The organism is Kitasatospora sp. NPDC001683 (genome assembly GCF_053596495.1).
In genome coordinates, this window is record NZ_JBSFGK010000048.1 from 1 (window position 1) to 23,449 (window position 23,449).

General features: G+C 71.1%; 25 protein-coding genes and 1 pseudogene. 9 read left to right on the forward strand and 17 right to left on the reverse strand.

The window, feature by feature from the left end; genetic code table 11:
- On the reverse strand, positions 1-978 hold a 978-nt coding region (locus tag ACWCYO_RS24380; protein WP_449785378.1), incomplete at its 3' end, for an RNA-guided endonuclease InsQ/TnpB family protein.
- Between the two features lie 153 nt (positions 979-1,131).
- On the opposite strand from ACWCYO_RS24380, the gene ACWCYO_RS24385 reads away from it, so the two are divergent.
- Complete coding sequence (locus ACWCYO_RS24385) at positions 1,132-1,578, forward strand: hypothetical protein (RefSeq protein ID WP_270149178.1); 447 nt, start codon at positions 1,132-1,134, stop codon at positions 1,576-1,578.
- Between the two features lie 86 nt (positions 1,579-1,664).
- On the opposite strand, the gene ACWCYO_RS24390 is transcribed toward ACWCYO_RS24385, so the two are convergent.
- A complete protein-coding gene (locus ACWCYO_RS24390; protein ID WP_270149177.1) occupies positions 1,665-1,973 on the reverse strand; it encodes a hypothetical protein in 309 nt (102 codons plus the stop codon).
- 607 nt (positions 1,974-2,580) lie between these two features.
- On the opposite strand from ACWCYO_RS24390, the gene ACWCYO_RS24395 reads away from it, so the two are divergent.
- Genes ACWCYO_RS24395 through ACWCYO_RS24405 form a run of 3 tightly spaced genes read left to right on the forward strand, consistent with a single transcriptional unit; the run spans position 2,581 to position 4,726 of the window.
- Entirely contained in the window at positions 2,581-2,829 is a 249-nt protein-coding gene (locus tag ACWCYO_RS24395) for a cupredoxin domain-containing protein (RefSeq protein WP_333493523.1), read from the forward strand.
- Positions 2,826-3,773, forward strand: coding sequence for a metallophosphoesterase family protein (locus ACWCYO_RS24400; RefSeq protein ID WP_449785379.1), 948 nt, complete (start codon positions 2,826-2,828; stop codon positions 3,771-3,773). Before ACWCYO_RS24395 ends, ACWCYO_RS24400 begins: the two co-directional genes overlap by 4 nt.
- Positions 3,770-4,726, forward strand: a complete 957-nt coding sequence (locus tag ACWCYO_RS24405; RefSeq protein WP_449785380.1) for a DUF6529 family protein — start codon at positions 3,770-3,772, stop codon at positions 4,724-4,726. The genes ACWCYO_RS24400 and ACWCYO_RS24405 overlap by 4 nt, the downstream gene beginning before the upstream one ends.
- Positions 4,727-4,777: 51 nt before the next feature.
- On the opposite strand, the gene ACWCYO_RS24410 is transcribed toward ACWCYO_RS24405, so the two are convergent.
- The 3 genes and pseudogenes from ACWCYO_RS24410 to ACWCYO_RS24420 all read right to left on the reverse strand — a co-directional run bounded on the left by ACWCYO_RS24410 (position 4,778) and on the right by ACWCYO_RS24420 (position 6,447).
- A complete protein-coding gene (locus ACWCYO_RS24410) occupies positions 4,778-5,530 on the reverse strand; it encodes an SDR family NAD(P)-dependent oxidoreductase (protein WP_449785381.1) in 753 nt (250 codons plus the stop codon).
- 134 nt (positions 5,531-5,664) lie between these two features.
- Positions 5,665-6,004, reverse strand: a pseudogene (locus ACWCYO_RS24415) (cytochrome P450); the annotation flags it as partial.
- Between the two features lie 23 nt (positions 6,005-6,027).
- A complete protein-coding gene (locus ACWCYO_RS24420; protein ID WP_449785382.1) occupies positions 6,028-6,447 on the reverse strand; it encodes a hypothetical protein in 420 nt (139 codons plus the stop codon).
- A gap of 153 nt (positions 6,448-6,600) precedes the next feature.
- On the opposite strand from ACWCYO_RS24420, the gene ACWCYO_RS24425 reads away from it, so the two are divergent.
- Positions 6,601-7,365 carry a hypothetical protein gene (locus ACWCYO_RS24425; protein ID WP_449785383.1) on the forward strand — a complete coding sequence of 255 codons (765 nt, stop codon included), beginning with the start codon at positions 6,601-6,603 and terminating at the stop codon, positions 7,363-7,365.
- Between the two features lie 214 nt (positions 7,366-7,579).
- Here the strand turns inward: ACWCYO_RS24425 and ACWCYO_RS24430 are convergent, their stop codons facing one another.
- Both ACWCYO_RS24430 and ACWCYO_RS24435 read right to left on the reverse strand, forming a co-directional pair.
- Entirely contained in the window at positions 7,580-7,807 is a 228-nt protein-coding gene (locus ACWCYO_RS24430; RefSeq protein WP_449785384.1) for a hypothetical protein, read from the reverse strand.
- A gap of 8 nt (positions 7,808-7,815) precedes the next feature.
- The gene (locus ACWCYO_RS24435; RefSeq protein WP_449785385.1) at positions 7,816-8,040 is read right to left on the reverse strand and encodes a hypothetical protein; all 225 of its coding nucleotides are present in this window, start codon (positions 8,038-8,040) and stop codon (positions 7,816-7,818) included.
- A gap of 201 nt (positions 8,041-8,241) precedes the next feature.
- Here ACWCYO_RS24435 and ACWCYO_RS24440 point away from each other — a divergent pair, with 201 nt between their 5' ends.
- Positions 8,242-9,291 carry a helix-turn-helix domain-containing protein gene (locus tag ACWCYO_RS24440; RefSeq protein WP_270149160.1) on the forward strand — a complete coding sequence of 350 codons (1,050 nt, stop codon included), beginning with the start codon at positions 8,242-8,244 and terminating at the stop codon, positions 9,289-9,291.
- Between the two features lie 124 nt (positions 9,292-9,415).
- Here the strand turns inward: ACWCYO_RS24440 and ACWCYO_RS24445 are convergent, their stop codons facing one another.
- Both ACWCYO_RS24445 and ACWCYO_RS24450 read right to left on the reverse strand, forming a co-directional pair.
- The gene (locus ACWCYO_RS24445) at positions 9,416-9,772 is read right to left on the reverse strand and encodes a DUF6086 family protein (RefSeq protein ID WP_449785386.1); all 357 of its coding nucleotides are present in this window, start codon (positions 9,770-9,772) and stop codon (positions 9,416-9,418) included.
- Entirely contained in the window at positions 9,769-10,803 is a 1,035-nt protein-coding gene (locus tag ACWCYO_RS24450; protein ID WP_449785387.1) for a winged helix-turn-helix domain-containing protein, read from the reverse strand. Before ACWCYO_RS24450 ends, ACWCYO_RS24445 begins: the two co-directional genes overlap by 4 nt.
- Before the next feature lie 267 nt (positions 10,804-11,070).
- On the opposite strand from ACWCYO_RS24450, the gene ACWCYO_RS24455 reads away from it, so the two are divergent.
- Complete coding sequence (locus tag ACWCYO_RS24455; RefSeq protein WP_449785388.1) at positions 11,071-12,534, forward strand: aminopeptidase P family protein; 1,464 nt, start codon at positions 11,071-11,073, stop codon at positions 12,532-12,534.
- 48 nt (positions 12,535-12,582) lie between these two features.
- Here ACWCYO_RS24455 and ACWCYO_RS24460 read toward each other — a convergent pair whose 3' ends face one another.
- The 7 genes from ACWCYO_RS24460 to ACWCYO_RS24490 all read right to left on the reverse strand — a co-directional run bounded on the left by ACWCYO_RS24460 (position 12,583) and on the right by ACWCYO_RS24490 (position 20,349).
- A complete protein-coding gene (locus tag ACWCYO_RS24460; RefSeq protein ID WP_449785389.1) occupies positions 12,583-13,983 on the reverse strand; it encodes a pyridoxal phosphate-dependent aminotransferase in 1,401 nt (466 codons plus the stop codon).
- 170 nt (positions 13,984-14,153) lie between these two features.
- Positions 14,154-14,825 carry a class I SAM-dependent methyltransferase gene (locus tag ACWCYO_RS24465; RefSeq protein WP_270149151.1) on the reverse strand — a complete coding sequence of 224 codons (672 nt, stop codon included), beginning with the start codon at positions 14,823-14,825 and terminating at the stop codon, positions 14,154-14,156.
- Between the two features lie 52 nt (positions 14,826-14,877).
- A complete protein-coding gene (locus ACWCYO_RS24470; RefSeq protein ID WP_449785405.1) occupies positions 14,878-16,146 on the reverse strand; it encodes a sugar ABC transporter permease in 1,269 nt (422 codons plus the stop codon).
- A gap of 68 nt (positions 16,147-16,214) precedes the next feature.
- Positions 16,215-16,994, reverse strand: a complete 780-nt coding sequence (locus tag ACWCYO_RS24475; protein ID WP_405000750.1) for an ATP-binding cassette domain-containing protein — start codon at positions 16,992-16,994, stop codon at positions 16,215-16,217.
- A 35-nt stretch (positions 16,995-17,029) separates the two neighbouring features.
- A complete protein-coding gene (locus ACWCYO_RS24480) occupies positions 17,030-18,157 on the reverse strand; it encodes a substrate-binding domain-containing protein (protein WP_270149145.1) in 1,128 nt (375 codons plus the stop codon).
- Between the two features lie 103 nt (positions 18,158-18,260).
- Positions 18,261-19,670, reverse strand: a complete 1,410-nt coding sequence (locus tag ACWCYO_RS24485; RefSeq protein ID WP_270149144.1) for a sensor histidine kinase — start codon at positions 19,668-19,670, stop codon at positions 18,261-18,263.
- 1 nt (position 19,671) lies between these two features.
- Positions 19,672-20,349 carry a response regulator transcription factor gene (locus ACWCYO_RS24490; RefSeq protein WP_270149143.1) on the reverse strand — a complete coding sequence of 226 codons (678 nt, stop codon included), beginning with the start codon at positions 20,347-20,349 and terminating at the stop codon, positions 19,672-19,674.
- 148 nt (positions 20,350-20,497) lie between these two features.
- Here ACWCYO_RS24490 and ACWCYO_RS24495 point away from each other — a divergent pair, with 148 nt between their 5' ends.
- Positions 20,498-21,109, forward strand: a complete 612-nt coding sequence (locus tag ACWCYO_RS24495) for a hypothetical protein (protein WP_449785390.1) — start codon at positions 20,498-20,500, stop codon at positions 21,107-21,109.
- A 1-nt stretch (position 21,110) separates the two neighbouring features.
- On the forward strand, positions 21,111-21,911 hold the full coding sequence (locus ACWCYO_RS24500) for a COG4705 family protein (protein WP_270149139.1): 801 nt from the start codon (positions 21,111-21,113) through the stop codon (positions 21,909-21,911).
- A gap of 76 nt (positions 21,912-21,987) precedes the next feature.
- Here the strand turns inward: ACWCYO_RS24500 and paaK are convergent, their stop codons facing one another.
- Complete coding sequence (gene paaK, locus ACWCYO_RS24505) at positions 21,988-23,322, reverse strand: phenylacetate--CoA ligase PaaK (RefSeq protein WP_270149137.1); 1,335 nt, start codon at positions 23,320-23,322, stop codon at positions 21,988-21,990.
- Positions 23,323-23,449: the final 127 nt, after the last annotated feature.

Here is a 23,449-nt window from a genome sequence, read left to right on the forward strand (position 1 = left end):
GGTGTTGCGGGGGTCCACGTGGACCACCGCCACCCCGGCGCGCTCGGCCTTGTACTGGACGAACGCACCCAGCTGCGCGAAAGCCCACGAGTGGAGTCGGTACCGCTGGTCGTGCTTGGCCTTGACCCTCTCGCGGATGCCCGTCAGGTCTTCCAGGGCGATCCCGCGCGAGGTGCGTTCAGCGGTCTGTACGAGAGTCTTGGAGATGCAGTGGTTGGTGTCGGTCGCGAAACGTCGCTCACGCCGCTTGATGGCCTTCAACCGGCGCTTGGCGTTCTTGGTCTTCTTCGCCTGCAACTTCGCCGTCAGGGCGCGCATCCGCTTGCGGTACCGCTCCAGCCTGCGCCCGGACATGACCTGCCCGTCGCTGGTGGTGGCGATGTTGACGATCCCGAGATCCACCCCGAGCCAATCGGTTGGCTCTGTCACGGGCGGCGCGGGGATGTCGCAGGTCGCGAACAGGTACCACGAGCCGTCACGGAACACCAGGTCGGATTCGCCCTGCCGGTGGTCGGCGATCATCTTCGCCGCACCCTCCGAGCATACGAACCCAATGCCCTTCAACCGACCGGCGGTCGTCCAGATCGACACAGTGCGGCCATCGGTGTTCCAGCTCAAGCACCGGTCATCGAACGCCTGCGCCGCGTCCTCACGGAAGCTGATCGGCTTCGACTCGGCCTTGTTGCGGCGCCTCGAGCCCTTCGGGCCGAGATTCCCGGCACGGATGTTGGCCTTCAACGTCGCATAGGCGTCGCAGACCTTCTTGATCGTCAGAATGACCGGCTGCGCCGACAGATCCGACGACTCCCGAAGATCCCGGTACACCCGGTGATGCAGACCGTTACGCCGATGCTCACCGGACTCGAACGCCACCACGGAGGCGCGGTTCGCAGCCCGGTTACACGCACGCAGAGTCGCCGCAAGCGCGTCGGCCTGACAGGCCGACGGCTCCAGCTTCACCTGCACAACGGTCTTCACGCAAGAGACACTAATTCCTGCATGACAGCTGATCAAATCACCTACCGGAAACACCGATTCGGCCTTGGCGGCGAATCGGCTGTCCCTGTCCCGCTACGCGGGCGATCCAATTCCTCCCCGGCCTGAAGGCCGGGGTTTCCTTGGAGGCGTCAGATGACAGACGGCCTGACCGTGGACGAGGCCCTGCGGGCCTTGGCCGCCCTCGAGGCGGCGTGGAAGGACGACGACGAGGCCCTGTCCGCCCTTGCGGCGGGCGGGGCCGAGGAGCAGTCGCTGCCGGCGCTGGTCGCCGCGTACGGCGAGCACGCGATGGACACCCTGATGGCGCTGGCCTTCGGCCTGCGGTCCACCATGAGCGACGAGGAGATCGCCGAACTGTCGGACGCCGTCAGCGCCAACATCGGCGCCCGGATGAGCGCCCTGCTCACCCAGACCCTCAAGGCCTGGGGCACGGTCGCCACCCCCGACGACCTCCCCACCACCAAGATCATCGCCCACACGGTCATCGACGCCATGCGGGCCGTCACCGAGGACCCGAGCAAGACCGAAGTCCTCCCCCTGCTCGCCACCTTCCGCAACTACGCCCTCAACGGCGTCTGAGCCACTCGAATCCGGCACGGCGAATCCCCGCCGTCCGCGCTCTGACCTTTCGGCGCGGGCTTCGAGGCCCCTCGAAGCCCGCGCCTTCAGAGCGCGGCATCCCACGGCACCGCGTCCCGGGGCTCAGCCGCCCGCTTGCGCTGCTCCAGTTGCGCCAGCCCCGCGTGGACCGATCCCAACAGCGCGGTGCGGGTCGGCGGCTGCACGGCCCGGGCCAGCTCCACAACACGGTTGGTCATCACCCTGGTCGACTCCGCCGCGACCTGGGCGTCGACGGCCGCCTTGGCTGCGCGGTCCGCGGCGCTCTGGGCCAGCCGCGCCGCGGCCCCCGCCTGGATCCGCAACGTCGCGGCGGTGACCAGGCATCCCAGCACGAATCCGATGACGACCTGCATGTTCTCCCCACCCTCGACGTGACACTCAATCCACCTGCACCCTAACGGGCTCGGTCATCGACGCTGTCAGCGGGCACCGAACGCCCCTGGCCTGCTTGAGGCGTCCCGTTGCCCGCCGCCGGGGTGAAACGACGAGACTCCGCCGTGGAACTCGTTTCGCTCCACGGAAGGTGCTGTCCGCTCACATAGAGTGACCCGCCGGGTCGCACCCCCTTCCGGCATCCCCGGCGGGTGTAACGCGGTCGTCTGTCTGTCCGAGAGGACCGGTCCCGGACTGATCCTGGATGTCACCCGCCCGTGCGGCCGGGGACGCGCAGAAGGAACGATGGTCATGAATACGAGCTGCTCTCCGCCGCTCCGGCGGTCGCGTACGGTGTGCCTGGCCGCTGTCGCCGTTGCCGGAGCGCTCGGACTGCTCAGCGCGTGCGGCGGATCGTCACACCCGGAACCCGCCGGCGCGCTGAGTCCCGGACCCGGCCAGACGAGCCTGGCGGGATTTCCCGGTGCCTCCGGAACGAGCGGTACGGTCGCTGTCAGCGCACCGCCGAGCACGTCCTCGACCTCACCTACCAGCGGCCAGCCGTCCGCTCCAGCGGCCGCCGACGCGGTGACGATCAAGAACTTCGCGTTCTCCCCGCCCACTCTGACGGTCAAGGCGGGTACGAAGGTGACCTGGACCAACACCGACCCCGACGCCCACACCGTCACCAGCAAGCAAGGATCGGGCGGGCCACTGCAGTCGGCAGCCCTGGCCACCAACGAAACCTACAGCTACACGTTCACCCAACCCGGCACCTACCCCTACTACTGCACCATCCACCCGTTCATGACCGCCACCGTGGAGGTGACGCCATGACCGAGGACACTCCCGACGGCGGCGGCGAGTACGGCATGACCCGCCGCCAGCTCATGCGGCACTCCGCCTGGTTCGGTGGTGCCGTCGTCCTGACGGTCACCGCGGGAGAGGTGATCAGTCACATCCCCGGATCGGCGAACGCGGCCCCGGCAAGCAGTGCGGACCTGCGGTTCGTGCAGGTCTCCGACAGCCACATCGGCTTCCAGGGCCCGGCCAACATGGACGTCACCGGGACGTTCGCCGCAGCGATCAACCAGGTCAACTCCCTCGGGTTCCGACCCGACTTCGTCATGCACAGCGGCGACCTGACGCACCTCTCCACCCCCGCCCAGTTCGATCAGGTCAAGCAGATGCTGTCGCAACTGGACACCGACCGGGTCTTCGCCGTACCGGGCGAGCACGACTCGATCGGAGACAACGGACCACGCGCCTACCGACAGGCCTTCGGACAGAACACCCTGGGCGACGGCTGGTACAGCTTCGACACCCACGGTGTGCACTTCATCGCACTGGTCAACACGCTGCACCTGGAGCAACTCGGCCACCTGGGCAACGACCAGATCGACTTCGTGCGCAAGGACATCGCCGGCCTGTCCTCGGACACCCCCATCGTCATCTTCAGTCACATCCCGTTGTTCGCGATGTATCCGACGTGGGGCTGGGGCACCGACGACGCGGTGCAGCTGCTGTCGATGTTCCGCCGCTTCTCCTCGGTCACGTGCCTCAACGGGCACGTCCACCAGCTGTTCAGCAAGACCGAGGGCAACATCACCTTCCACTCGGCCCGCCCCACCTGCTACCCGTTCCCCAAACCCGGCGAGGGCCCCGCCCCACTTCCGGTGGTACTGCCCGCCGGCCGCCTCAAGGACGCGATCGGCGTCCGCACCGTCAACTACTGGCAGGGCAGCCACGAACTGGCCATCAAGGACAAGACGCTCGCATGAACACCCGGAGCCTGCCCGCCCTCGCACTGCGCCTGGTGCTCGCCGCCACGCTCGCGGCGAGCGGATACATCCACGCCCAGCTCTACATCGACGGATACCGCCTCGTCCACGTCATCGGCCCGCTGTTCCTGCTACAGGCCAGCACCGCCTTCGCAGCGGCCGCACTCCTCCTGCTGGCGGCACCCCCGCTCCTGCGGATCGCCGCCGCCGCGATCGCCGTCTGCACGCTCGCCGGGTTCGCCGCATCCCGAACCACCGGGCTGTTCGGCTTCTCCGAGAACGGCCTGCGCCCCACCCCACAAGCCCTGCTCAGCCTCATCGCCGAGGCGCTCACCCTGCTGATCCTCGTGGCCTGGCAGCCCGCGCTGGCGGCGGCGGCCGAGCCCGTGGAGGGCCTCGTTCCCTCCACCGGCCATCGACGGCTCCATGACGTCATGTGGCTTCTCCTGCCCGTAGCGGTGGTGGCCGGCCTCTTCTGGTACGGCCGGGTACACACCCCCGACTACGAGACCAGCCTCTTCGGGAATCGCGGCACTGACGCACAGCTGCTGAAAGCCCAACTGGGATCAGCACTCCTGGGCCTGGCGCTGATTCAACTGCTCCTCGGCCTGTGGATCTACGGCCGCCTGCCCGCACTGCGAGCCGCACCGCACCCGGTTCACACCACGCACCGTCTCATCGGCCTGACCGCCTTCCTCCTCTCCCTGCCCATCGCCCGGCACTGCATCACCGCCTACGGCGTCCAGTTCACCGACAGCCGTGTGGCGCTGCACTCGCTCACCGGCTGCTTCCTCTACGGCGCCTTCGTCGCCAAGGTCATCGTGGTCCGGCACCGCCGCTGGCCCGGCTGGGCGCTCCCCGTCGCCGGCGGCACCCTCGTCACCGCGATCGCCCTGATCTGGTACGCCGCCCCCTTCTGGTACCTGAACGGCTTCCAGGCACCCGGTCTGTGAGCGGACCGTGGGGTCTGCCCTGCCCGCGTCGCCTGTCGTGGGCGGACGGGGTCAGCGCACGGACGCTCCACCGTCCACGGTGAGCAGGGCGCCGTTGACGTAGGAGGCCGCGTCGGACACCAGGTAGGCCACGGCCTCGGCGACCTCGCTGGGCAGGCCGACCCGGCCGGCGGGGGTCATGGCGACGAGCTCGCTGCGATCCTCATCGGGGAGCGCGGCCTGCACGCCTTCGGTCTCGGTCACGCCTGGGAGGACGGCGTTGACCCGTACGCCGGCCGGGCCGTACTCGGCCGCCCAGATCCGGGTGAGCTGGTTGACCGCGGACTTGCTCGAACCGTAGGCGGTGGCCCCGACCACGGCCTTGTCGGCCGCGAGGGAGCTCACGTTGACGATCGCGCCGCCACCCTTGTCGACCATGGCGGGAACCAGCTCGGCGGTCAGGAAGAAGGGCGCCTTGACGTTGACGTCGAAGACCTGGTCGAAGACCTCCTCGGTGGTGTCGACGGTGCCGGCGAACGGATAGATGCCCGCGTTGTTGACCAGGATGTCGATGCCGCCGGTCAGCTGCCTCGCCTCGCGGGCCAGTCGGCGGGCGGCGGCCACACTGCCCAGGTCTGCCTGGACGAAGTCGGCCTTCCCGCCTGCCGCACGGATCTCCCGTACGGCCTGCTCCCCACGGGCGGCATCGCGGCCGGAGACGACCACGTGCGCGCCCCGCTCAGCCAGAACCTGCGCGATCGCCCGGCCGATGCCACTGGTCGCGCCGGTGACCAGGGCGGTCGAGCCATTCAACGACGGAGTCATGAGAACTCCTCGAAGCCGGTTGGAATCACCTTTGCAGACCTACAACCACAGGCTTGGGGAGCCCATTCCGGTCCGCGGTGGGAGGCCGTTGTCCCGTCGGCCGTGATGGACGTGTTTCCCCTGGTCACGCGGACGACGGGAAGGTGCCGGGGTCCGCGCAGCACGGGGCTGTACCGGTAGGGGGAGGGTCCTCGAGGAGGGTCGCGGTGCCGAGGCGGGGGAGAAACGCACCCAGGGCGATCTGGGCCTCGATCCGGGCGAGGGGCGCGCCGTAGCAGATGTGGACGCCGCTGCGAAACCGAGGTGCTGGTTGTCCGCGCGGGTGGGGTCGAATCGGTCGGGGTCGCGGAACCGCTTCGGGTCACGGTTGCCCGAGGCGAGCGCGAGTACCACGGGGACGCCCTTGGGAATGGTGGTGCCGGCGACCTCCAGGTCGGCCAGCGGGGTGCGCTGCGGCAGCAGGTGCACCGGGGGTGAGGAGTGCGAGGCCCTGCCGCTCAGCGTCGCTGAGCGGCAGGGCCGAAGCAGGCGACGAGGAAGCACAGCACCCCGGCAGCCACCGCGACCACGGGACCCGCCTCCATGGATGGCGCGAAGGCCCCGGCATCCTCCAGCACCTTGTGGAACTGCACCAGCGAACCCACCGCGGCGCCACCCGCCCCGGCCGCCAGGAGCAGCGCCAGACCGGCCAGGCGGACAGCCGATCCGAGCAGGCGCAGCAACGACAGGCCGACCAGCGCGATGCCGATCCACTCCAGAGCCCGCATCCAGGCGACGGAGTCACCGAGGAATTCCGTGGCCCATCGGTGGCCGTTCAGGAGGTCGAAGCCGGACGCCTCCAGACTGCCGCTCTCTCCGCTGTACGAGGCCCACGGCAGAGCCAGCGAGCCGACGGCCACGGCCGCGAGCAGCAGCACGGCCACGGCGTTGGCCCGGGAAGGGCCCGAAGGCGGCTGCGGAGGCACGGTCATGGCACCGAGGATCCGCCAACTCCCTTGCGTAGTCAAGGTTCTGGGTACGGGCTTCGAGACCTCTCGAAGCCCGCACCGCCCGTCTTGTAACCTCCGCCGGTGACCGACAAGCTGCCGCCTCACCATCAGACGCTCCTGACCGAAACGGATTGGGCCTGCCTCCAGACCGCCTTCGGCACGGGCGAATCCCTGCCGGCCGCCCTGGCTCGTCTCCTCGACCCCGACCCGGCCGTCAGGGCACACGCGGTCACGCACGCGCTCGGGCAGGTCATCCACCAGAACACCATCTACGAGGCCACCACGCCGGTGGCGCTCTACATCGCCGGCGTCCTCGGCGACCCGGCCCTCGCGATGGACGACATCGGCCATGACGCCGACGAGCCGACCTTGGTGACGCTGCTCAAATGGCTCGGCGACACGGCCTACGACGCCGACGACGAGTGCCTCGCCCTCGCCGAGCTCCCCGACAGTACGGGCGGCCCCTTCGTGTGCGTGGACATGCGCGCATTCCGGGAACAGCGGCCGGCGATCTTCGCCGCCGTCCGCCCCCACCTCACCCACGACGACGCGCGCGTGCGCGACACGGCCCTCGTCACCGCCATCCCCCTCGCCGAACACCCCGATCTCACGGCGCACCGAGACGAGCTGACCGGCCACGCCCACCGCCTGTTGGCCACCAACACGGACCGCTACCAGCGCGATCGGGTCCTGGACGCACTGAAGGCCTGGGGTCACGACACCAGTGGTCTGGAGAACGCATCGGACATGGAAGCCCGCGAACGCTACGCCCGGCTCAGGGCCGCACGCGAAGCGTGGGCTGGTCTCGCCCGGGAAGGAAAGTTCTCCGAATGGCCGGCGTTCTGACTTTCGGCGCGGGCTTCGAGGTCACCTCGAAGCCCGCGCTCTCATGTGTGAACCCTCATCCATCCGGCGACGAGCGCGAATCCACCTGTGGAGGTGGTGAGGAAGACGAGGACGAACACCAGCGCACCTGCCGCCGGGGAGATGTCGTCAGGGATCGTGAGAATGACGACGCCTGCGAGGAGGAGGCTTCCAACGGCGATGACGCCGGAGGCGATTACGGTCGCATGCCCCTGCGGAGGACGACGACCAGGCGCTCGATGACGTCCGGTCGCGCCGCGCCGAGGTCGATCAGGATGACGCCGGTGGCCTTGGCCGAGCGCCAGTCGATGCCGAGGGAGGGGAGCTTGACGTCGGCGGCGTGCAGGACGGCCTGGAGGTCGTCGAGGATGTCGGCCGCGGTGCGACGGTCCTCGGCCGTGATCTTGTCGATCATGCTGCTCATGGGGCATCTCACTGTTCGGTGTTCGTGATCCAGCGCGCTTCGGTGTCCCACTCGATGCCACCGCCGGGCGGCCGGAGGAAGGCGCGTCCGTGCTGCCAGCCCATGAATGCGGCCCAGCGGCCGGAGCGGACGTCGAAGACCCGCTCGCCGATGGTGGAGGGCCGGTAGGGGTTGGAGGGCGGCGCCACCCGCCGAGCGGGCGGCGTCGCCGGGGCGATGGCGTGGGTGGCCATGCGCGCTTCGGGGACGGAATCGCCGCACTGCGGGCACCGGCAGGGCGGGAAGTTCCGCCGCAGGATGAGGCTCTCGCCAGATTGAGTGTTTGTCATATCCACCGAAAAAACTCCTCTCTGTTGCCAACTCCTCACCAAGAGTGTCCAATTGCAGCAAGCGGCGGAAGAGCTTGACTTTGACAGCCAGCATTGTGGAATGGCGTGATCACCGTGCCCCAGCAGGAAATTGACCCAGCCCTCACCCCGAACGAGGCCATCGGCGCCCAACTGCGCCGGTTCCGCAAGGCGCGGGGCCTCACACAGGTCGAACTCGGGAAGCTGATCAACTACAGCGACTCGCTCATCTCCCTGATCGAGAACGGCGAACGTCCCGCTCCACTGAAGCTGCTACGGCGGGCCGACAAGGTGCTCGACACCTGCGGGGCGCTTGAACTCCTGTACTGGAGCACGAAGGGCAGCACTCTCATCGGCGGATTCCTCGCCTACATCGAGCACGAGACCAAGGCCACCGCTCTCAAGATCTTCCAGCTGAACGTCATCCCCGGACTGCTCCAGACGCGGGGCTACGCCTCCGCGCTCATCGGCGCCGCAGCCCAGCGAGGCGAGATCCCTCAGGAGAAGGTCAGCGAGCGCCTGAATGTCCGGATGGCACGGCAAGCCTTGCTGTACCGGGAACCGGCTCCCTCGATCCACGTCGTGATGGAGGAGAGCTGCCTGCGGCCCGTCGGCGGCCCCTTCGTCATGGCCGAACAGCTTCGCCGCCTGGAGAGCGTGGCCAGCCTTCCGCATGTCAAGCTGCAGATCGCACCGTCCAGCCTCGGTGAGCACCTCCCAACGACCTGGCCGTTCATGCTCCTTACCTCCACGGACGAGAGATGGATGGCCTACCTCGAAACCATCCAACGGGGCTACGTCGAGCGCGATGACGAGAAGGAGATCCGTTCCCTCGCAAGGACTTACGATTGGCTCCAGACCCAAGCCCTCTCATGTGCGGACTCACTGACTTTCATCCGCACCCGTCTCAAGGAGTTCCACGCCATGACCCCCATCACGGCCGTCAAGCCCAACTCCTGGATGAAGTCCTCGTACAGCAACGGCGGTGGGGACTGCGTCGAGGTCGCTCCCGGCCTCCCGGGCGTTCTCCCCGTCCGCGACAGCAAGGACCCCGACGGCCCTCAGCTCGCCTTCGGCATGGACGCCTGGCAGTCATTCATCGCCGGCATCAAGTCCGGCGAGCTCGGCGACATCTGAACTCCTGGGCCCCGAACGGCCTTCAACGGCCTTCTTCACCGCAAGCAGTGACCCGACCGTGCACAGTGCACCGTTCGTCATCGACTGACATTGCTGACCGCTACGCACGCTCGGGGCGCGCCGGTCATCGCGCCATGGACCGGGAGACCTCCCAGGTAATCGCACTCAACTGCCGGTCGGTCAGCTCCTCGTCCACCGCGACACCCGCGCGCTCGGCGAGGGCCAGGGTCGTCGCGACGAAGCCCGCGGAGAGCGCGCGGATGACGCCGTGGGTGGTCCGCTGGTACCAGACCAGCAGTGCGCGGGCAAAGGCGCCGAAGGCCACCGGGTCGATCCGGGCTTCGTCATTGACCATCGGCCCGATGCCCGAGGGCAGTTCCAGCTCCGCCTCGAAGTCGGCCAACTGACGCAGGAAAAGCCGGGAGGCGCCGGTGGCCGGGTTCCACAGCGTCTCGCCGCCGAGCTCGTAGTACTGGCTCACGCGGGCCGCCCGATCGACTTGAGCTCCGCACCCGTCCGCGCGGCGGCCTCCGGGTTGTCGAGCAGCAGGTCGTGCCCGACTTCGCTGAGCGCGTGGCGGACCTGTTTGCCGTCCCGCCGGGTGGTGATCAGCCCGGCGGCGCGCAGGGCGGCGGCATGGGCGGAGGCGGAGGGCGGGCTGATGCCGAGCAGCCGGGCGAGTTCGGTGGTGGAGCAGGGAGCGGCCTCGATGGCACGCAGGGCGCGGGCCCGGGCGGGGCCGAGGACGGCGGCGAGGCCGTCGGCGGAGGCGGGCGCCGGCTTCGCCGACGCGCCGCCCCGCGTCGCGAGCGGGTGGACCAGCAGGCTCGGGCGGCCTTCGGCCAGCAGCAGGCCGATGCCGTTCTGGACGAAGTAGTTGGGGCGCAGTTCCAGTCCGCGGCCGCCGAGGGCGAAGTCGCCCGACGGGTCGCCGAGGGTGCACTCCAGTACCCCCTCGTCGCGCCAGTGCGCGTTCGGGTGCAGCGAGTCGAGCATCGCGCCGACGCCGGCGCGGGCGGCGGTTCGGGCGCGGTCGGCGATGTCGGCTTCCAGTCGGCGGCTGATCTCGGGCCAGTGGGGGGCGAGGCAGCTGTGGAACAGGGCCCAGGCGCCGTCGGTGATCCGGCGCAGGCCGCGCGCGCCGTCGTCGCGCAACCGGGCGAGTGCGACGGGAAGTTGGGTCGCGGTGCCGTACATCGCGAGGTCGTGTTCGAAGGTCTGCTGCGGGACGGCGAGGACGGCGTCGAGTTCGTCGGTGAGCCGGCGGCGGACGCCGTCGAGGTCCGCGCCCATGAAGTTGGGGAGCCCGGCGGGGCTGGCGTTGACCAGGTCGAGGAAGGGGGCGGCGCGCTGCGGGACGTGGCGCCTGATCTCGCGCCACCAGCGGTCGCGGCGCAGCCCGAGGCACGTGTGGACGCCGTGCTGCGCGGCGCCGGTGAGCAGGTGGTCGAGCGGGGAGACGGCGAAGCGGGTGTTGGCGAGGTCCGCGACCCCGAACCTGAGTGCGAGCACGAACTCTCCCCAGTGCTTCCCCACGCCCCGACCTGGCGCTTTCTTGACCTTTAGGCCCAGAGGCTAATGCATCGCCACCCGCCCACCACGCTCGGCATCCTTCCGGGGGTCGACGTCCGGGCCCCCGCCACGAGGGGAGCGGGGGCCCGGACGGGGTGTGCCCGCCCCTTCTCTTCGGACGCCGTTCGATATACGGTACACAACGCTTGTTACGTACCCGGCAGGTCGGCGCGACGCCGCGCCGTTTCCCCCTCTGGAGAGTCCGCTGTGACCGAGCCCACCGAGCCCGCCCAGCCCACCGAGTCCACCCCGCCCATCAAGTACCGCAAGAACGGCCTCACGCGCGGGGTGACCGAGGAGCTCGCCGAGAGCATGAAGCACGGCTGGGCCGACACCGAGCGCCACGACCTGGAGCCGATCCCGCAGGCCGCGCACACCGAGCGCCGCCGGGCCGCGCTGTCCGCCGCCTTCCCCGGCGAGCTGCTGGTGGTCCCGTCCGGCAACCCCAAGGTGCGGGCCAATGACACCGACTACCCGTTCCGCCCCTCCTCCGACTACGTCTACCTGACCGGTGACCAGTCCCAGGACGCCGTCCTGGTGCTGGAGCCCACCGGGCAGAGCGGCCACCACGCCGTGCTCTACCTGCGCAACCGCTCCGACATCGAGAGCGGCGAGTTCTGGCTGGACGGCCACGGCGAGCTGTGGGACGGTCGCCGCAACAGCCTGACCGAGAGCGAGCAACTGCTCGGCCTGCCCTGCCGGGACGTCCGCACGGTGCGCGCCGACCTGGCCGCCGCCACCGCCCCGGTCCGGGTGCTGCGCGGACACGACGCCGGGGTGGAGGCGACCCTGCGGGAGCGGACGACCGCCGAGCGGGACGCGGACTTCGAGGTCTTCCTGTCCGGAATGCGCCTGGTGAAGGACGAGTTCGAGATCGCCGAGCTGCGCTTCGCCTGCCAGGCGACCGCCCGCGGCTTCGAGGACGTGGTGCGCGTCCTCCACTCGGACGCCGAGACGCCGGAGCGGCTGATCGAGGGCACCTTCTTCGTCCGCGCCCGGCTGGAGGGCAACGACGTCGGCTACAGCAGCATCGCCGCCGCCGGACCGCACGCCACCACCCTGCACTGGGTGCGCAACAACGGCCAGGCCCGCCCGGGCGACCTGCTGCTGCTCGACGCGGGCGTGGAGACCAACGAGCTCTACACCGCCGACGTGACCCGCACCCTGCCGGTCTCCGGCCGCTTCACCGACATCCAGCGCAAGGTCTACGACGCGGTGTACGCCGCCCAGGAGGCCGGCATCGCGGCGGTCAAGCCCGGCGCGCGGTTCCGCGACTTCCACCACGCCGCCCAGCGCGCGCTCGCCGAACACCTCACCGCCTGGGGCCTGTTCGGCGACCTCACCGCCGACAAGGTGTACGAGCTGGGCCTGCACCGGCGCTTCACCCTGGCCGGGACGGGCCACATGCTCGGCATCGACGTCCACGACTGCGCCCACTCGCGCACCGAGGAGCACGTCGACGGTCAGCTGCGGCCGGGCATGGTGCTCACCGTCGAGCCGGGGCTCTACTTCCAGCAGAACGACCTGACGGTGCCGGAGGAGTACCGGGGCATCGGGGTGCGGATCGAGGACGACATCCTGGTCACCGAGGACGGCAACGAGAACCTCTCCGCCGACCTCCCGCGCCGCTCCGACGAGGTCGAGGCCTGGCTGGCCCGCCTGCGCGGCTGACGACCCGGGTGTGCGGCCCCCGCCCCGGGGGCCGCACACACCCCACGCCTACTTCAACTTGCCCAGGGCGGTGGCCATCCGCTGCACGGCATCCACCACCTCCTTGGCGGGGCGGGCGGTGAAGCAGAGCCGGAAGAACCCGGGGGCCGGGTTGTGCATGACGCCGCCGGGCAGCAGGGTGACCTCGGTGGGCTTGGCGGCGAGGTAGTCGAACAGCCACTTCTCGTTCGGGTCGAGCCCGTCCGGGCCGATCACCGGCAGTTCGGCGTGGTCGTGGTCGACGCGCTTGCCGAGGTACTTGGTGAGGTCCAGCCAGAAGAACATCGCGGCGTTCTCGCCCTCCCGGTGGACGTACTTGATCCCGGCCGCGTCCAGCGCCTGCCTCACGTCGCGGAAGCTGTCGCTGAGCAGCTCGGGGTACTTCTTCATCGCGAACGTCGTGTAGGGCTCGCCGTTGTGCTGGGCGCCGAGCAACTCCCCGATGACGTAGGTCTTCAGCGAGTCGAACGGGGTGAACCAGGGCAGCGGGTGGGTCTTCTCGGCCGGGTCGCTGTTACCCAGCATGGCCCGGTGCACGGCGGGGTTCTTGGAGACCACGAAGCCGGTGCGGAAGCCGGACAGCCCGAAGTCCTTGGCGAAACCCCACACCACGTGGATCCGGTCGGCGAACCCGGAGTACGCCCCCAGGGCCACCGCACTGGTGAACGGGGTCTTGGAGCCGTCGAGTTGGGAGTGACAGTAGATCTCGTCCGAGATGATGTGCATGTCGGTGTACGCCATCGCCCAGGCGTAGATCTCCTCGAGCAGCTTCTTGTCGTAGTTGACGCCCAGCGGGTTGTGCGGGTTGGTCAGCACGAGCATCCGCGGGCGGTGGCCGGCCTTCTGCCGGGCCTCGTACGCGTGGACGATCAGGTCCAGGGTGAGCCGGTAGCGGTCCTTGCCGGTGGTGGGCAGGTTCACCGGGACGCACTTCAGCTTGGGCCGCTCCTCGAAGGACCAGTTGAAGCCCTGCCAGTACGGCGCCGGGATCAGCACCTCGTCCTTGGGCTTGAGCGCCGGGGTGCCCGCGCCCTTGCGCATCAGCCCGAAGGCGATGCACTCCAGCGCGGAGGAGACCCCGGCGCAGCCGAAGACGTCGTCCTTCGAGACGGTGCGGCCGAACGCCCGGCCGAGCAGGTCGGCGACCTGCTGGCGCAGCTGAGGCGTGCCGGCCGAGGCCATGTACTGGATGTTCCGCTCGGGGATCAGCTTGATCTTCTTGAAGACCTCGGTGTCCATCGACTGCTGGTAGAGCAGGACGTTCTCCGCGACGGACAGGTTGGTCGCGGTGTCCGGGGCCAGGTGCTGGTGGTAGAAGGCGAGGGCCTGCTCGAAGTCGTGCACGCCGGCCAGCACGTCGGCGGCGGCCTCGGTGGAGTCGAGCCTGAGGTCGTTCTCGGTCATGGTCATGGTGGTCCCCTGTCGGGTGGGGTGGACGGGATTCGACGGCGTGACGGAACGTGATCGTTCGCCCGCGCATCGGCCCCAGCGCACCACGCCCCACGGACGGCCGCCAGCGTGGGCGGCCATCCGAATGGGAGTTCGGCCGACGCCGCCGGGAGTCCCCGGGCCCCGGACGGTCAGCCGAGACGCCACACCGTGGTGGTCTTGACCGAGGTGTCCTCCAGGTCCGCCACCACCGGCACCTGGTAGGCGGCGACCGCGGTGAACCGCTCGCGGGGCAGGTAGGCCCGGCCCGGGTCGCCGACGATCACGGTGGCGCCGCGGGCGGCGGCCCGTTCCAGGAAGGGCAGGAAGCGGGCGGCCATGGCCCGCTCGTAGAAGACGTCCCCGGCGAGCACCACCTCGGCGGGTGCACCGTCCCCGTCCACCAGGTCGACCAGCGCGCCCGCCACCCGTACGCCGTTGGCCTCGGCATTCAGTTCGATGGCGGAGACCGCGTAGGCGTCGATCTCGGCGGCCCGCACCTCCCTGGCGCCGCGCAGCGCGGCCGCCACCCCGACCAGTCCGGACCCGGCGGCGATGTCCAGCACCGCCCGTCCGTCGACCAGCTCGGGGTGGTCCAGCACGTAGCGCGCGACCGCCACCCCGCCGGCCCAGGCGAACGCCCAGAACGGCGGTGGCAGTCCCGGCAGGCCGCGTTCGCGCTCGGTGGTCTCCCACAGCGCGATGGCGTCCTGCGCCATGTGCAGACGGATCTCGGGCACGAAGGGGACGGGCGTCAGCTCCGTCTCCCGCCGGATGAAGGCGGGGTCGGTGCCGGCCCCGAGAGTTCGCAGCTCACTCGGCATGCCCCGCAGCATAGGGCCAGTCAGGCCCCGGTCGCGCCCGGCGGCAAGGGACTCACGCCCGCCCGGCCGCCCGCCGGGTGCGCCGGGCCAGCGAGTCGACCACGACGGCGGCCAGCAGCACCGCACCGGTGATCATGAACTGGAGGGCGTTGCTCAGGCCCTGGATGTTCATCCCGGACTGGATCGAGCCGATCACCAGCGCGCCGAGCAGCGCCGACCAGGTCTTGCCGCGCCCGCCGAACAGGCTGGTGCCGCCGATGACGGCCGCCGCGATGGCGTTCATCAGCAGGTTGCCGCCGCCGGAGGTCTGGCTGGCGGACTGGATCTGCGCGGCCAGGAACAGGCCGCCGATCGCCGCCATGGTGGAGCAGATGGTGAAGACGCTGATCCGGATCCAGGCCACGTTGATGCCGGCCCGGCGGGCGCCCTCGATGTTGCCGCCGAGTGCGAACACCTGCCGACCGTAGGAGGTGCGGCGCAGCACGAAGTCCAGCACCACGATGAAGATCAGGAAGACCAGCAGGGCCAGCGGCAGCCCCTTGTACTGGTTGAGGGTGTACGCGACGAGGAAGGCGGTGATCGCCAGTAGGACGGTGCGCAGCACGATGTCGGCGACCGGCCGGAACGGCACTCCCGCGGTCCGGCGCCGGCGGGCGTCGACCAGCGAGGCGAGCAGGAACAGCGCGACGCCGACCACCGCCGTGCCGTAGGCGGCGATCTGCTGGCCGTAAATGGTGCTGTAGAGCCTGGAGACGATGTCCTTGCCCGAGAGGTTGACGGTGCCGGTGGCGCCGAGGATCTGGAGCATCAGACCGTTCCAGCCGAGGTTGCCGGCCAGGGTGACGACGAACGCCGGGGCGCCGACCTTGGCGAAGAAGACGCCGTGGATCGCGCCGACGATGGCGCCGCCGGCGATCGCGGTGATCAGGGCGACCCACTGGTTGACGCCGTCGGAGACGTCGAGCACGGCGAAGACCGCCGCGCACAGGCCGCTGACCGAGCCGACCGAGAGGTCGATCTCGCCGAGCAGCAGCACGAAGACGACACCGATCGCGATCATGCCGGTGCCGACGATCTGCTGGGACAGGTCGGAGAGGTTCTGGGCGGACAGGAAGGTGCTGTTGAGACTGCCGAACACCGCCCAGATCACGATCAGGGCCAGCACCACGGGCAGCGAGCCCAGTTCGCCGCTGCTCCTCCGGCGGCGGAACTCGCCCAGGTAGCCCTTGACGCCCTCCTGTCGGACGATCAGCCGGGGGTCGACCGCGGGGGTGGCGTCCGGGGCCACCGGTACGGGCGCGTTGACGCCGCCGGTGGGCATGCTGTCCTCGGGCAGCCGGTGGCGGCGCCCGGGTTCTCCGCCGGGGGTGCTCCCGGGCCGGTACTCGCTCACTGGGACCCCTCCTGGCCACGGGCCCGGCGGCGGGTCACGGCGTTGTCCGTGACGCCGGTGATGGCCGCGATGATCTCTTCCCGGTTGGTGCGGCGCTTGTCGAAGACGCCGTTGTTGCGGCCCAGGCGCAGCACCGCGACGGTGTCCGCGACGGCCATCACGTCGGCCATGTTGTGGCTGATCAGGATCACGCCGTGGTCCTGCTCGCGCAGCCGCTCGACCAGGTCGAGCACCTGGGCGGTCTGCTCGACGCCGAGGGCCGCGGTCGGTTCGTCCAGCATCACGACCTTGGGCGAGCCGATCAGCGCGCGGGCGATCGCGACGACCTGGCGCTGGCCGCCGGAGAGCGAGGCGATCGGGATGCGCACGCTGGGGATGCGGATGGAGAGGGTGTCCAGCAGTGCTCGGGCGCGCTTCTCCATCGCGACCTCGTCGAGGATGCCGAAGCGCCGGAGCTCGCGGCCGAGGAAGAGGTTGCCGACCACGTCGAGGTTGTCGCACAGCGCGAGGTCCTGGTAGACCGTGGCGATGCCCAACTGCTGGGCGTCCTGCGGCCGGTGGATGATCACCGGCCTGCCCCGCCACTCGATGGCGCCCTCGTCGGGCTGGTGCACCCCGGCGATCGCCTTGACCAGGGTGGACTTGCCGGCGCCGTTGTCGCCGACCAGGGCCACCACCTCGCCGGTGTGCACCTCCAGTTCGATGTCGGTGAGCGCCTGGACGGCGCCGAACCGTTTGGAGACCCCGCGCAGGGCGAGTACGGTCTCACCTGTCACAGTGACCAACTCCCCTGCTCCGAGCCGGTGGTGGACTACTGGAGGCCGGCGCTCCGGCAAGCGGCGGCGTAGTCGGGCGTGCAGATCTGGCCGACGGTGTAGAGGCCGTCCTGGACCACGGTGGTCTTGATGTCGTCCTTGGTGACGACGACCGGGGTGATCAGGTCGGCCGGCACCTTGTGGCCGCTGCCGCTGGTCACCGCGGTCGGCACGAGCTTGGGATCCAGCGCCTTGCCCGAGGCGAGGGCGACCGCGATCTCGCCGGCCGCGTCGGCCTCCGGCTTGAACGGCTTGTAGATCGTCATGGTCTGGGTGCCGGCCACGATCCGCTGGATGCCGTCGAGTTGGGCGTCCTGGCCGGTGAGCGGGACGCTGAGGCCGCCCGCCTTGAGCGCGGTCGCGACACCGGCGGCCATCCCGTCGTTGGCCGAGTAGGCGCCGACCACGTTGCTCCCGCCGATCGCGGTGATCGCGGCGGCGGCCTCCTGGTTGGCGGTGTTCGGGTCCCACTGCGGGGTGTCGAACTCCTTGCCGATCTTCAGCTTGCCGTCGATCGCGCTGTGCGCGCCGGCCTTGAAGTCGGCCGCGTTGGGGTCGGTGGGCGAGCCGTTGATCATGAAGATCTCGCCCGCGTTCGCCTTGCCGCCCACCGCCGCGACCAGCGCCTGGCCCTGCAGCTGGCCGACCTCGTGGTTGTCGAAGGACACGTACGCGTCGGCCGGGCCCTGGGCGAGCCGGTCGTAGGCGAGCACCTTGACGCCCGCGTCGTGGGCCTTCCGGACGGAGGACCGGATCGACTTGGAGTCCACCGCGTCCAGGACCAGCACGTGGTCGCCCTTGGTGAGCGCGGTGTCGACCTGGGTCTGCTGGAGGGTCGCGTCCTGGTTGGCGTTGTAGTAGTCGATCTGTGCCTGCGGCGCCAGTTCCTTGATCTTCTTCTCGATCAGCGGGCGGTCGAACTGCTCGTAGCGGGTCGTTTTGGTCTCGGGGAGCAGCAGGCCGATCCGGACGGCTCCCGCCGCGACGCCTCCGGCGCTGCCGCTCGCGGCGGCGGAGCCCCCGCCGCCGGAGGAGGCCTGCTTGGCGCTGCCGCAGGAGGCGGCGCCCAGGCCGAGGGAGACCACTGCGGCCACCGCGAGGATGCGACGAAGCCCGATGCTCATGGGGGATGCCTCTCCGGTCGAGTCCACGCCCTCGTCCTCCGAGTCTGGGAAGCAACGGGCGCCACCACGATCCCGGCTGCGCCGAACGGGTCCCCGGCACCCCTCAGTCGTCCGCCGCCAGGGGGATCGCCGCGGTGAGCCGGGCCCCGGTCGGGGTCGGGGTGATGCTGAGGGTGCCGTGGTGGTGGCGGGCGATGTCGCGGGCGATCGGCAGGCCCAGGCCGGTGCCGCCGTGGTCGCGGGAGCGGGCGTCGTCCAGGCGGGTGAAGCGTTCGAAGACCCGCTCGTGGTCGGCGGGCGGGATGCCGGGGCCGTCGTCCTCGACGTCCAGCAGGGCGAGGCCGCGCGCCGGATCGGTGCCCAGGCGGACGTGCACGGTGGTCGCCGCGTGCCGCTCGGCGTTGTCCAGCAGGTTGGTGAGCAGGCGGCCGAGCCAGAGCGGGATGCCGTCGACGGCGACCTCGGGAGCGAGGTCGGTGGTGCGCCGGTGCGGGCCGGACGGGCGGGCGAGGACGGTGGTGGCGACCAGGTCGGTGAGGTCGATCCGCTGGCGGGGTCGGTCGTCGGCGCCGCCGGCGTCCAGCCGGGCGAGCAGCAGGAGGTCGGTGGCGAGGTTCTGCAGCCGGTCGGTGTCCTCCAGGGCGCCGTGCACCAGCTCGGCCCGGACCGCCGGGTCCGGGTGGGTGTCGGCTACCTCCAGCTGGGTGCGCAGCACCGCGAGCGGGCTGCGCAGTTCGTGCGAGGCGTCGGCGATGAACTGCCGCTGGCGGCGGCCGGAGGCCTCCAGCCGGTCGAGCATCGCGTTCATGGTGGCGGCGAGCCGGGCGATCTCGTCGGCGGTGCCGGGCTCGGGGACGCGGCGGTGCAGGTCCTGCCCGGTGATGGCGTCGACCTCGGCGCGGATCGCCTCCACCGGGCGCAGCGCCTGCCCGGTGACCTTCCAGGTGACCACCACCCCGGTGAGCAGCAGCAGCGGGCAGGCGACCGCGAGCCCGGCCTGGGTGATGTCCATGGCCTCGTCGGCGGCGCGCAGCGAGGCGCCCGCGTAGACGGTGACCGGCCCGTTCGGGGTGTCGGCGGTGACGACGGCGAGCCGCTGGCGGTGGTGGTCGTAGAGCGGGTCGACCTCGTCGGTGGTGTGCGAGCCGGTGCCCCGCGCGGTGGCCAGGGCCGGGCGGCCGGCCAGGTTGGGGCTGGCGGCGAGGACGGTGCCGCGGGCGTCGACGACCTGCAGGAAGTCGGTGCCGTGCCCGGCGTGCAGGTCGGGCGTCAGCCGTCCCTGGACGGCGAGTTGGGCGACCGACTCGGCCTGCTGCCGGGTGGCGGAGGCGGCCGAGGCGACCAGGTCGGCGTGCACGGCGGCGAGCAGGCCGGCGCCGGCCAGGGCGAGCGCGGCGGCCAGTACCGTACCGGCGGCCGCGGTGGCCCGGGCCCGTACCGTCCGGGGGACGAACCGGCGCAGCGCGTACGGGAGTCGACGGGACCCGTGCAGCCTGTCCGGGAGTTGCCGCACCTCAGCCGCCGGCCGGGTCGAGCCGGTAGCCGGCGCCGCGCATGGTCTGCAGGGCGGCCCGGCCGAAGGGGGCGTCGATCTTGCGCCGCAGGGCGTGGACGTGCACCTCGACGATGCTCGGGTCGGCGTCGTGGTCGGCGTCCCAGACGTGGTCGAGGATCTCGCGTTTGGAGACCACCGTCCCGGCCCGGGCGGCCAGGTGCTCCAGGATCGCGAACTCGCGGGCGGTCAGGTTGGTCGGGGTGCCGGCCCGGGTGCAGGTGCGGGCGTTGGCGTCCAGCACGAGGTCCCCGAGGGTGTGCAGCCGGGGGCGCTGCCGGTCGATCCGCCGGTGCAGGGCGCGCAGCCGGGCGAGCAGGACGACGAAGGAGAACGGCTTGGCGAGGTAGTCGTCGGCGCCGGTGTCCAGGGCCTCGGCCTCGTCCCACTCGCCGTCCTTGGCGGTGAGCATCAGGATGCCGGCCCGGCAGCCGCCCGCGCGCAGCCGGGCGCAGACCCGGTAGCCGTTGAGGCCGGGCAGCATGATGTCGAGGACGATCACGTCGTAGGGGTGGCGCTCGGCGAGGGCGAGGCCCTCGGGGCCGTTGTGGGCGGTGTCGACGGTGTGGCCGTCGGCCTCCAGACCGCGCCGCAGCGCGGTGGCCATCCGGTGTTCGTCCTCCACGACGAGTATGTGCATCCGTTCAGGGTGCCAGCTGCTCCTGAGAGCTCCCGACCCGGCTTAAGCGCAGGTTCAGGTACGGTCCGCCATGATCGCCGGGCGCGGCCCGGGCGGTACCGGGCCGGAAGCTGAGCGCAGTCGCCGCACGAGGCAAGGAGAACGCCCGATGACCGACCCCCTGTCCTCCACCACCCCGCAGCCCGGGGCCGAGCCGGAGATCCCCGAGGTGCCGCCGCTCGCGCCCCGGCGCCGACGCGCGGAGCGGCTGCGCGCCTGGACCGGCGGGCGGGAGCGCCGGATAGCCGCCTCGGTGGCGGCGGTGGCGCTGCTCGCCGGGGGCGGGCTCGCGGTCGCGGCGGCCGCGCACGAGGGGCACGGGGAGCACGGGCACCGCGAGGCGGCGGCCCGGAGCGAGGACGGGAACGGGCACCAGTACGGGCACGGCGAGGGGCAGGGGCGCGGCGAGGCGCAGGGGCAGGGCAAGGCGCAGGGGCAGGGGCACGAGGGGCGCGGCAACGGCGGCCACCACGGGAGGCACCAGCAGGGCCAGGCGCCCGCCCCGCTTCCGTCGCTCGCCGCCTCCGCCGCCCTGGAGAAGGCTCAGGCCGCCGTCCCCGGCGGCCGCGCCGAGTCGCTGCACCGGGTGAGCGAGCAGGGCGGCGGCGCGGCCTGGGCCGTGACGGTCGTCGGCCAGGACGGGGTGCGCCACCTGGTGACGGTGGACGGCACCGACGGCCAGCTCACCTCCAACACCGCCGTCGACGGCTCGGAGGGCTGAGGTGGCCCACTCGTACGCCCCGACCGCGCCCCGCCCCGCCGCCCCCGGTGAGGTCCGGGCCGCCAGCAAGGTCCCCGCCGTGGACGGCTGGTTCTGGCTGGTGAAGATCCTCACCACCGGCATGGGCGAGACGCTCTCGGACTTCCTCGCCAAGACCTTCGACCCGGCCCTGGCGGTGGCCGCCGCCGGGCTGCTGCTGGCCGTCACCCTCCTGGTGCAGCTGCGGACCCGCCGCTGCGTGCCCGGGCTGTACTGGGCGGTCGTGGTGATGGTGAGCGTGTTCGGCACGATGGTCGCCGACGTGGCGCACGTCGCGCTCGGCATCCCGTACGCGGTGTCGGCCGGTTCGCTGGCGGTGGCGCTGGCGGCGCTGTTCGTGCTCTGGCACCTGGTGGAGGGCTCGCTGGCGATCGACCGGGTGACCGGGCTGCGCCGGGAGCTGTTCTACTGGGCGGCCGTCCTGCTGACCTTCGCCCTGGGCACCGCGCTCGGCGACCTGACGGCGGCCACCCTCGGCCTCGGCTACCTGGTGGCCGGGCTGGGCTTCGCCGTGCTGATCGCCATCCCGGCGGTGGCCTCCCGGGCCCGCTGGGTGGGCCCGGTGGCCGGCTTCTGGTGGGCGTACGTGCTGACCCGCCCGCTGGGCGCCTCGTTCGCGGACTGGCTGGGCGTGGGCGCCGACCGCGGCGGCATCGGCCTGGGCACCGGCCCGGTCAGCCTGGCCCTGGCGGTGCTGATGGCGGTGGCCCTCGCCCTGTCGGCGCGGTCGCACCGCCGGGCGGCTGGACTCACCGCCCACTGAACGTCTACATTTCTGTAGACGTCGGAGGCGCACGGCATCACCCCCCGGACAGCCGTGCGCCTCCGACCTCCTGTTCTCACGTGCGCTCGTCCACCACCCGCTTGATCTTCCCGACCGAGCGCTCCAGCGTGTACGGGTCCACCACCTCGGCCGCGACCGTCACGCCCACGCCGTCCTTCACCGCCCGGACGATCGACTCCCGGGCCGCCGCCCGCAGTTCGGCGGGCGCCTCCGGGCGGGCCTCCACCCGCACCGTGAGGTGGTCCATCCGCCCCTGCCGGGTCAGCCGCAGCTGGAAGTGCGGGGCGACGCCCGGAGTGCGCAGCAGGATCTCCTCGATCTGGGTCGGGAAGAGGTTCACCCCACGCAGGATGATCATGTCGTCGCTGCGCCCGGTGACCTTCTCCATCCGCCGGAAGGCCGGCCGCGCGGTGCCCGGCAGCAGCCGGCTGAGGTCGCGGGTGCGGTAGCGGATGACCGGCAGCGCCTCCTTGGTGAGCGAGGTGAAGACCAGCTCGCCGCCCTCGCCCTGCGGCAGCACCTGGTCGGTGAGCGGGTCCACGACCTCCGGGTAGAAGTGGTCCTCCCAGATGTGCAGCCCGTCCTTGGTCTCCACGCACTCCTGGGCGATGCCGGGGCCGACCACCTCGGAGAGGCCGTAGATGTCGACGGCGTGCAGGTCGAGCCGGTCCTCGATCTCGCGGCGCATCTCCTCCGTCCACGGCTCGGCGCCGAAGATGCCCACCTTCAGCGAGGTGGCGCGCGGGTCCAGGCCCTGCTTCTCGAACTCGTCCAGCAGGGTGAGCAGGTAGGACGGGGTGACCATGATGATCTCGGGGCGGAAGTCCTGGATCAGCTGCACCTGCCGGGCGGTCATGCCGCCGGAGGCCGGGATGACGGTGCAGCCGGCCCGCTCGGCGCCGTAGTGCGCGCCCAGGCCGCCGGTGAACAGCCCGTAGCCGTACGCGATGTGCACCTTGTGGCCGGGGCGGCCGCCGGCCGCGCGGATCGAGCGGGCGACCACGTCGGCCCACACGGACAGGTCGTTCTCGGTGTAGCCGACCACGGTCGGGCGCCCGGTGGTGCCGCTGGAGGCGTGGATCCGGCGGACCCGCTCCATCGGGACGGCGAACATGCCGAAGGGGTAGCCCTCGCGCAGGTCGGCCTTGGTGGTGAAGGGGAAGCGGGCGAGGTCGTCCAGGGTGCGGCAGTCCTCGGGGCGCACCCCGGCGGCGTCGAACTTGCGGCGGTAGAGCTCGACGTTGTGGTAGGCGTGCCGCAGGGTGGCCCGGAGGCGGTCGAGCTGATGGGCACGCAGTTCGTCGACGCCCATCCGCTCGCCGGCGTCCAGGAGGGCGGGCGGAATCGGCTCGCCCAGGCGTCGTTCCGGTTCGAGCGGGCTGCCCGTCATCGTCGCTCCTTCGCAGGTCGGCCGATCCTGGGCACCCAACCGATCGTTCGGTCTGGGCAAGCCCAGGCCAAGTAACCCAGCACCCGAACCACCTGTCAAGGCCTTGCGCAAGCGGTTCCGGAATGCG

Excerpts from the sequence above, each read along its gene's own strand:
- ACWCYO_RS24385 (WP_270149178.1), top strand. The coding sequence starts at position 1,132 with ATGACAGACGGCCTGACCGTGGACGAGGCCCTGCGGGCCTTGGCCGCC.
- ACWCYO_RS24390 (WP_270149177.1), bottom strand. The coding sequence starts at position 1,973 with ATGCAGGTCGTCATCGGATTCGTGCTGGGATGCCTGGTCACCGCCGCG.
- ACWCYO_RS24400 (WP_449785379.1), top strand. The coding sequence starts at position 2,826 with ATGACCGAGGACACTCCCGACGGCGGCGGCGAGTACGGCATGACCCGC.
- ACWCYO_RS24405 (WP_449785380.1), top strand. The coding sequence starts at position 3,770 with ATGAACACCCGGAGCCTGCCCGCCCTCGCACTGCGCCTGGTGCTCGCC.
- ACWCYO_RS24410 (WP_449785381.1), bottom strand. The coding sequence starts at position 5,530 with ATGACTCCGTCGTTGAATGGCTCGACCGCCCTGGTCACCGGCGCGACC.
- ACWCYO_RS24430 (WP_449785384.1), bottom strand. The coding sequence starts at position 7,807 with ATGAGCAGCATGATCGACAAGATCACGGCCGAGGACCGTCGCACCGCG.
- ACWCYO_RS24435 (WP_449785385.1), bottom strand. The coding sequence starts at position 8,040 with ATGGCCACCCACGCCATCGCCCCGGCGACGCCGCCCGCTCGGCGGGTG.
- ACWCYO_RS24460 (WP_449785389.1), bottom strand. The coding sequence starts at position 13,983 with ATGACCATGACCGAGAACGACCTCAGGCTCGACTCCACCGAGGCCGCC.
- ACWCYO_RS24465 (WP_270149151.1), bottom strand. The coding sequence starts at position 14,825 with ATGCCGAGTGAGCTGCGAACTCTCGGGGCCGGCACCGACCCCGCCTTC.
- ACWCYO_RS24470 (WP_449785405.1), bottom strand. The coding sequence starts at position 16,146 with ATGCCCACCGGCGGCGTCAACGCGCCCGTACCGGTGGCCCCGGACGCC.
- ACWCYO_RS24480 (WP_270149145.1), bottom strand. The coding sequence starts at position 18,157 with ATGAGCATCGGGCTTCGTCGCATCCTCGCGGTGGCCGCAGTGGTCTCC.
- ACWCYO_RS24490 (WP_270149143.1), bottom strand. The coding sequence starts at position 20,349 with ATGCACATACTCGTCGTGGAGGACGAACACCGGATGGCCACCGCGCTG.
- ACWCYO_RS24495 (WP_449785390.1), top strand. The coding sequence starts at position 20,498 with ATGACCGACCCCCTGTCCTCCACCACCCCGCAGCCCGGGGCCGAGCCG.
- paaK (WP_270149137.1), bottom strand. The coding sequence starts at position 23,322 with ATGACGGGCAGCCCGCTCGAACCGGAACGACGCCTGGGCGAGCCGATT.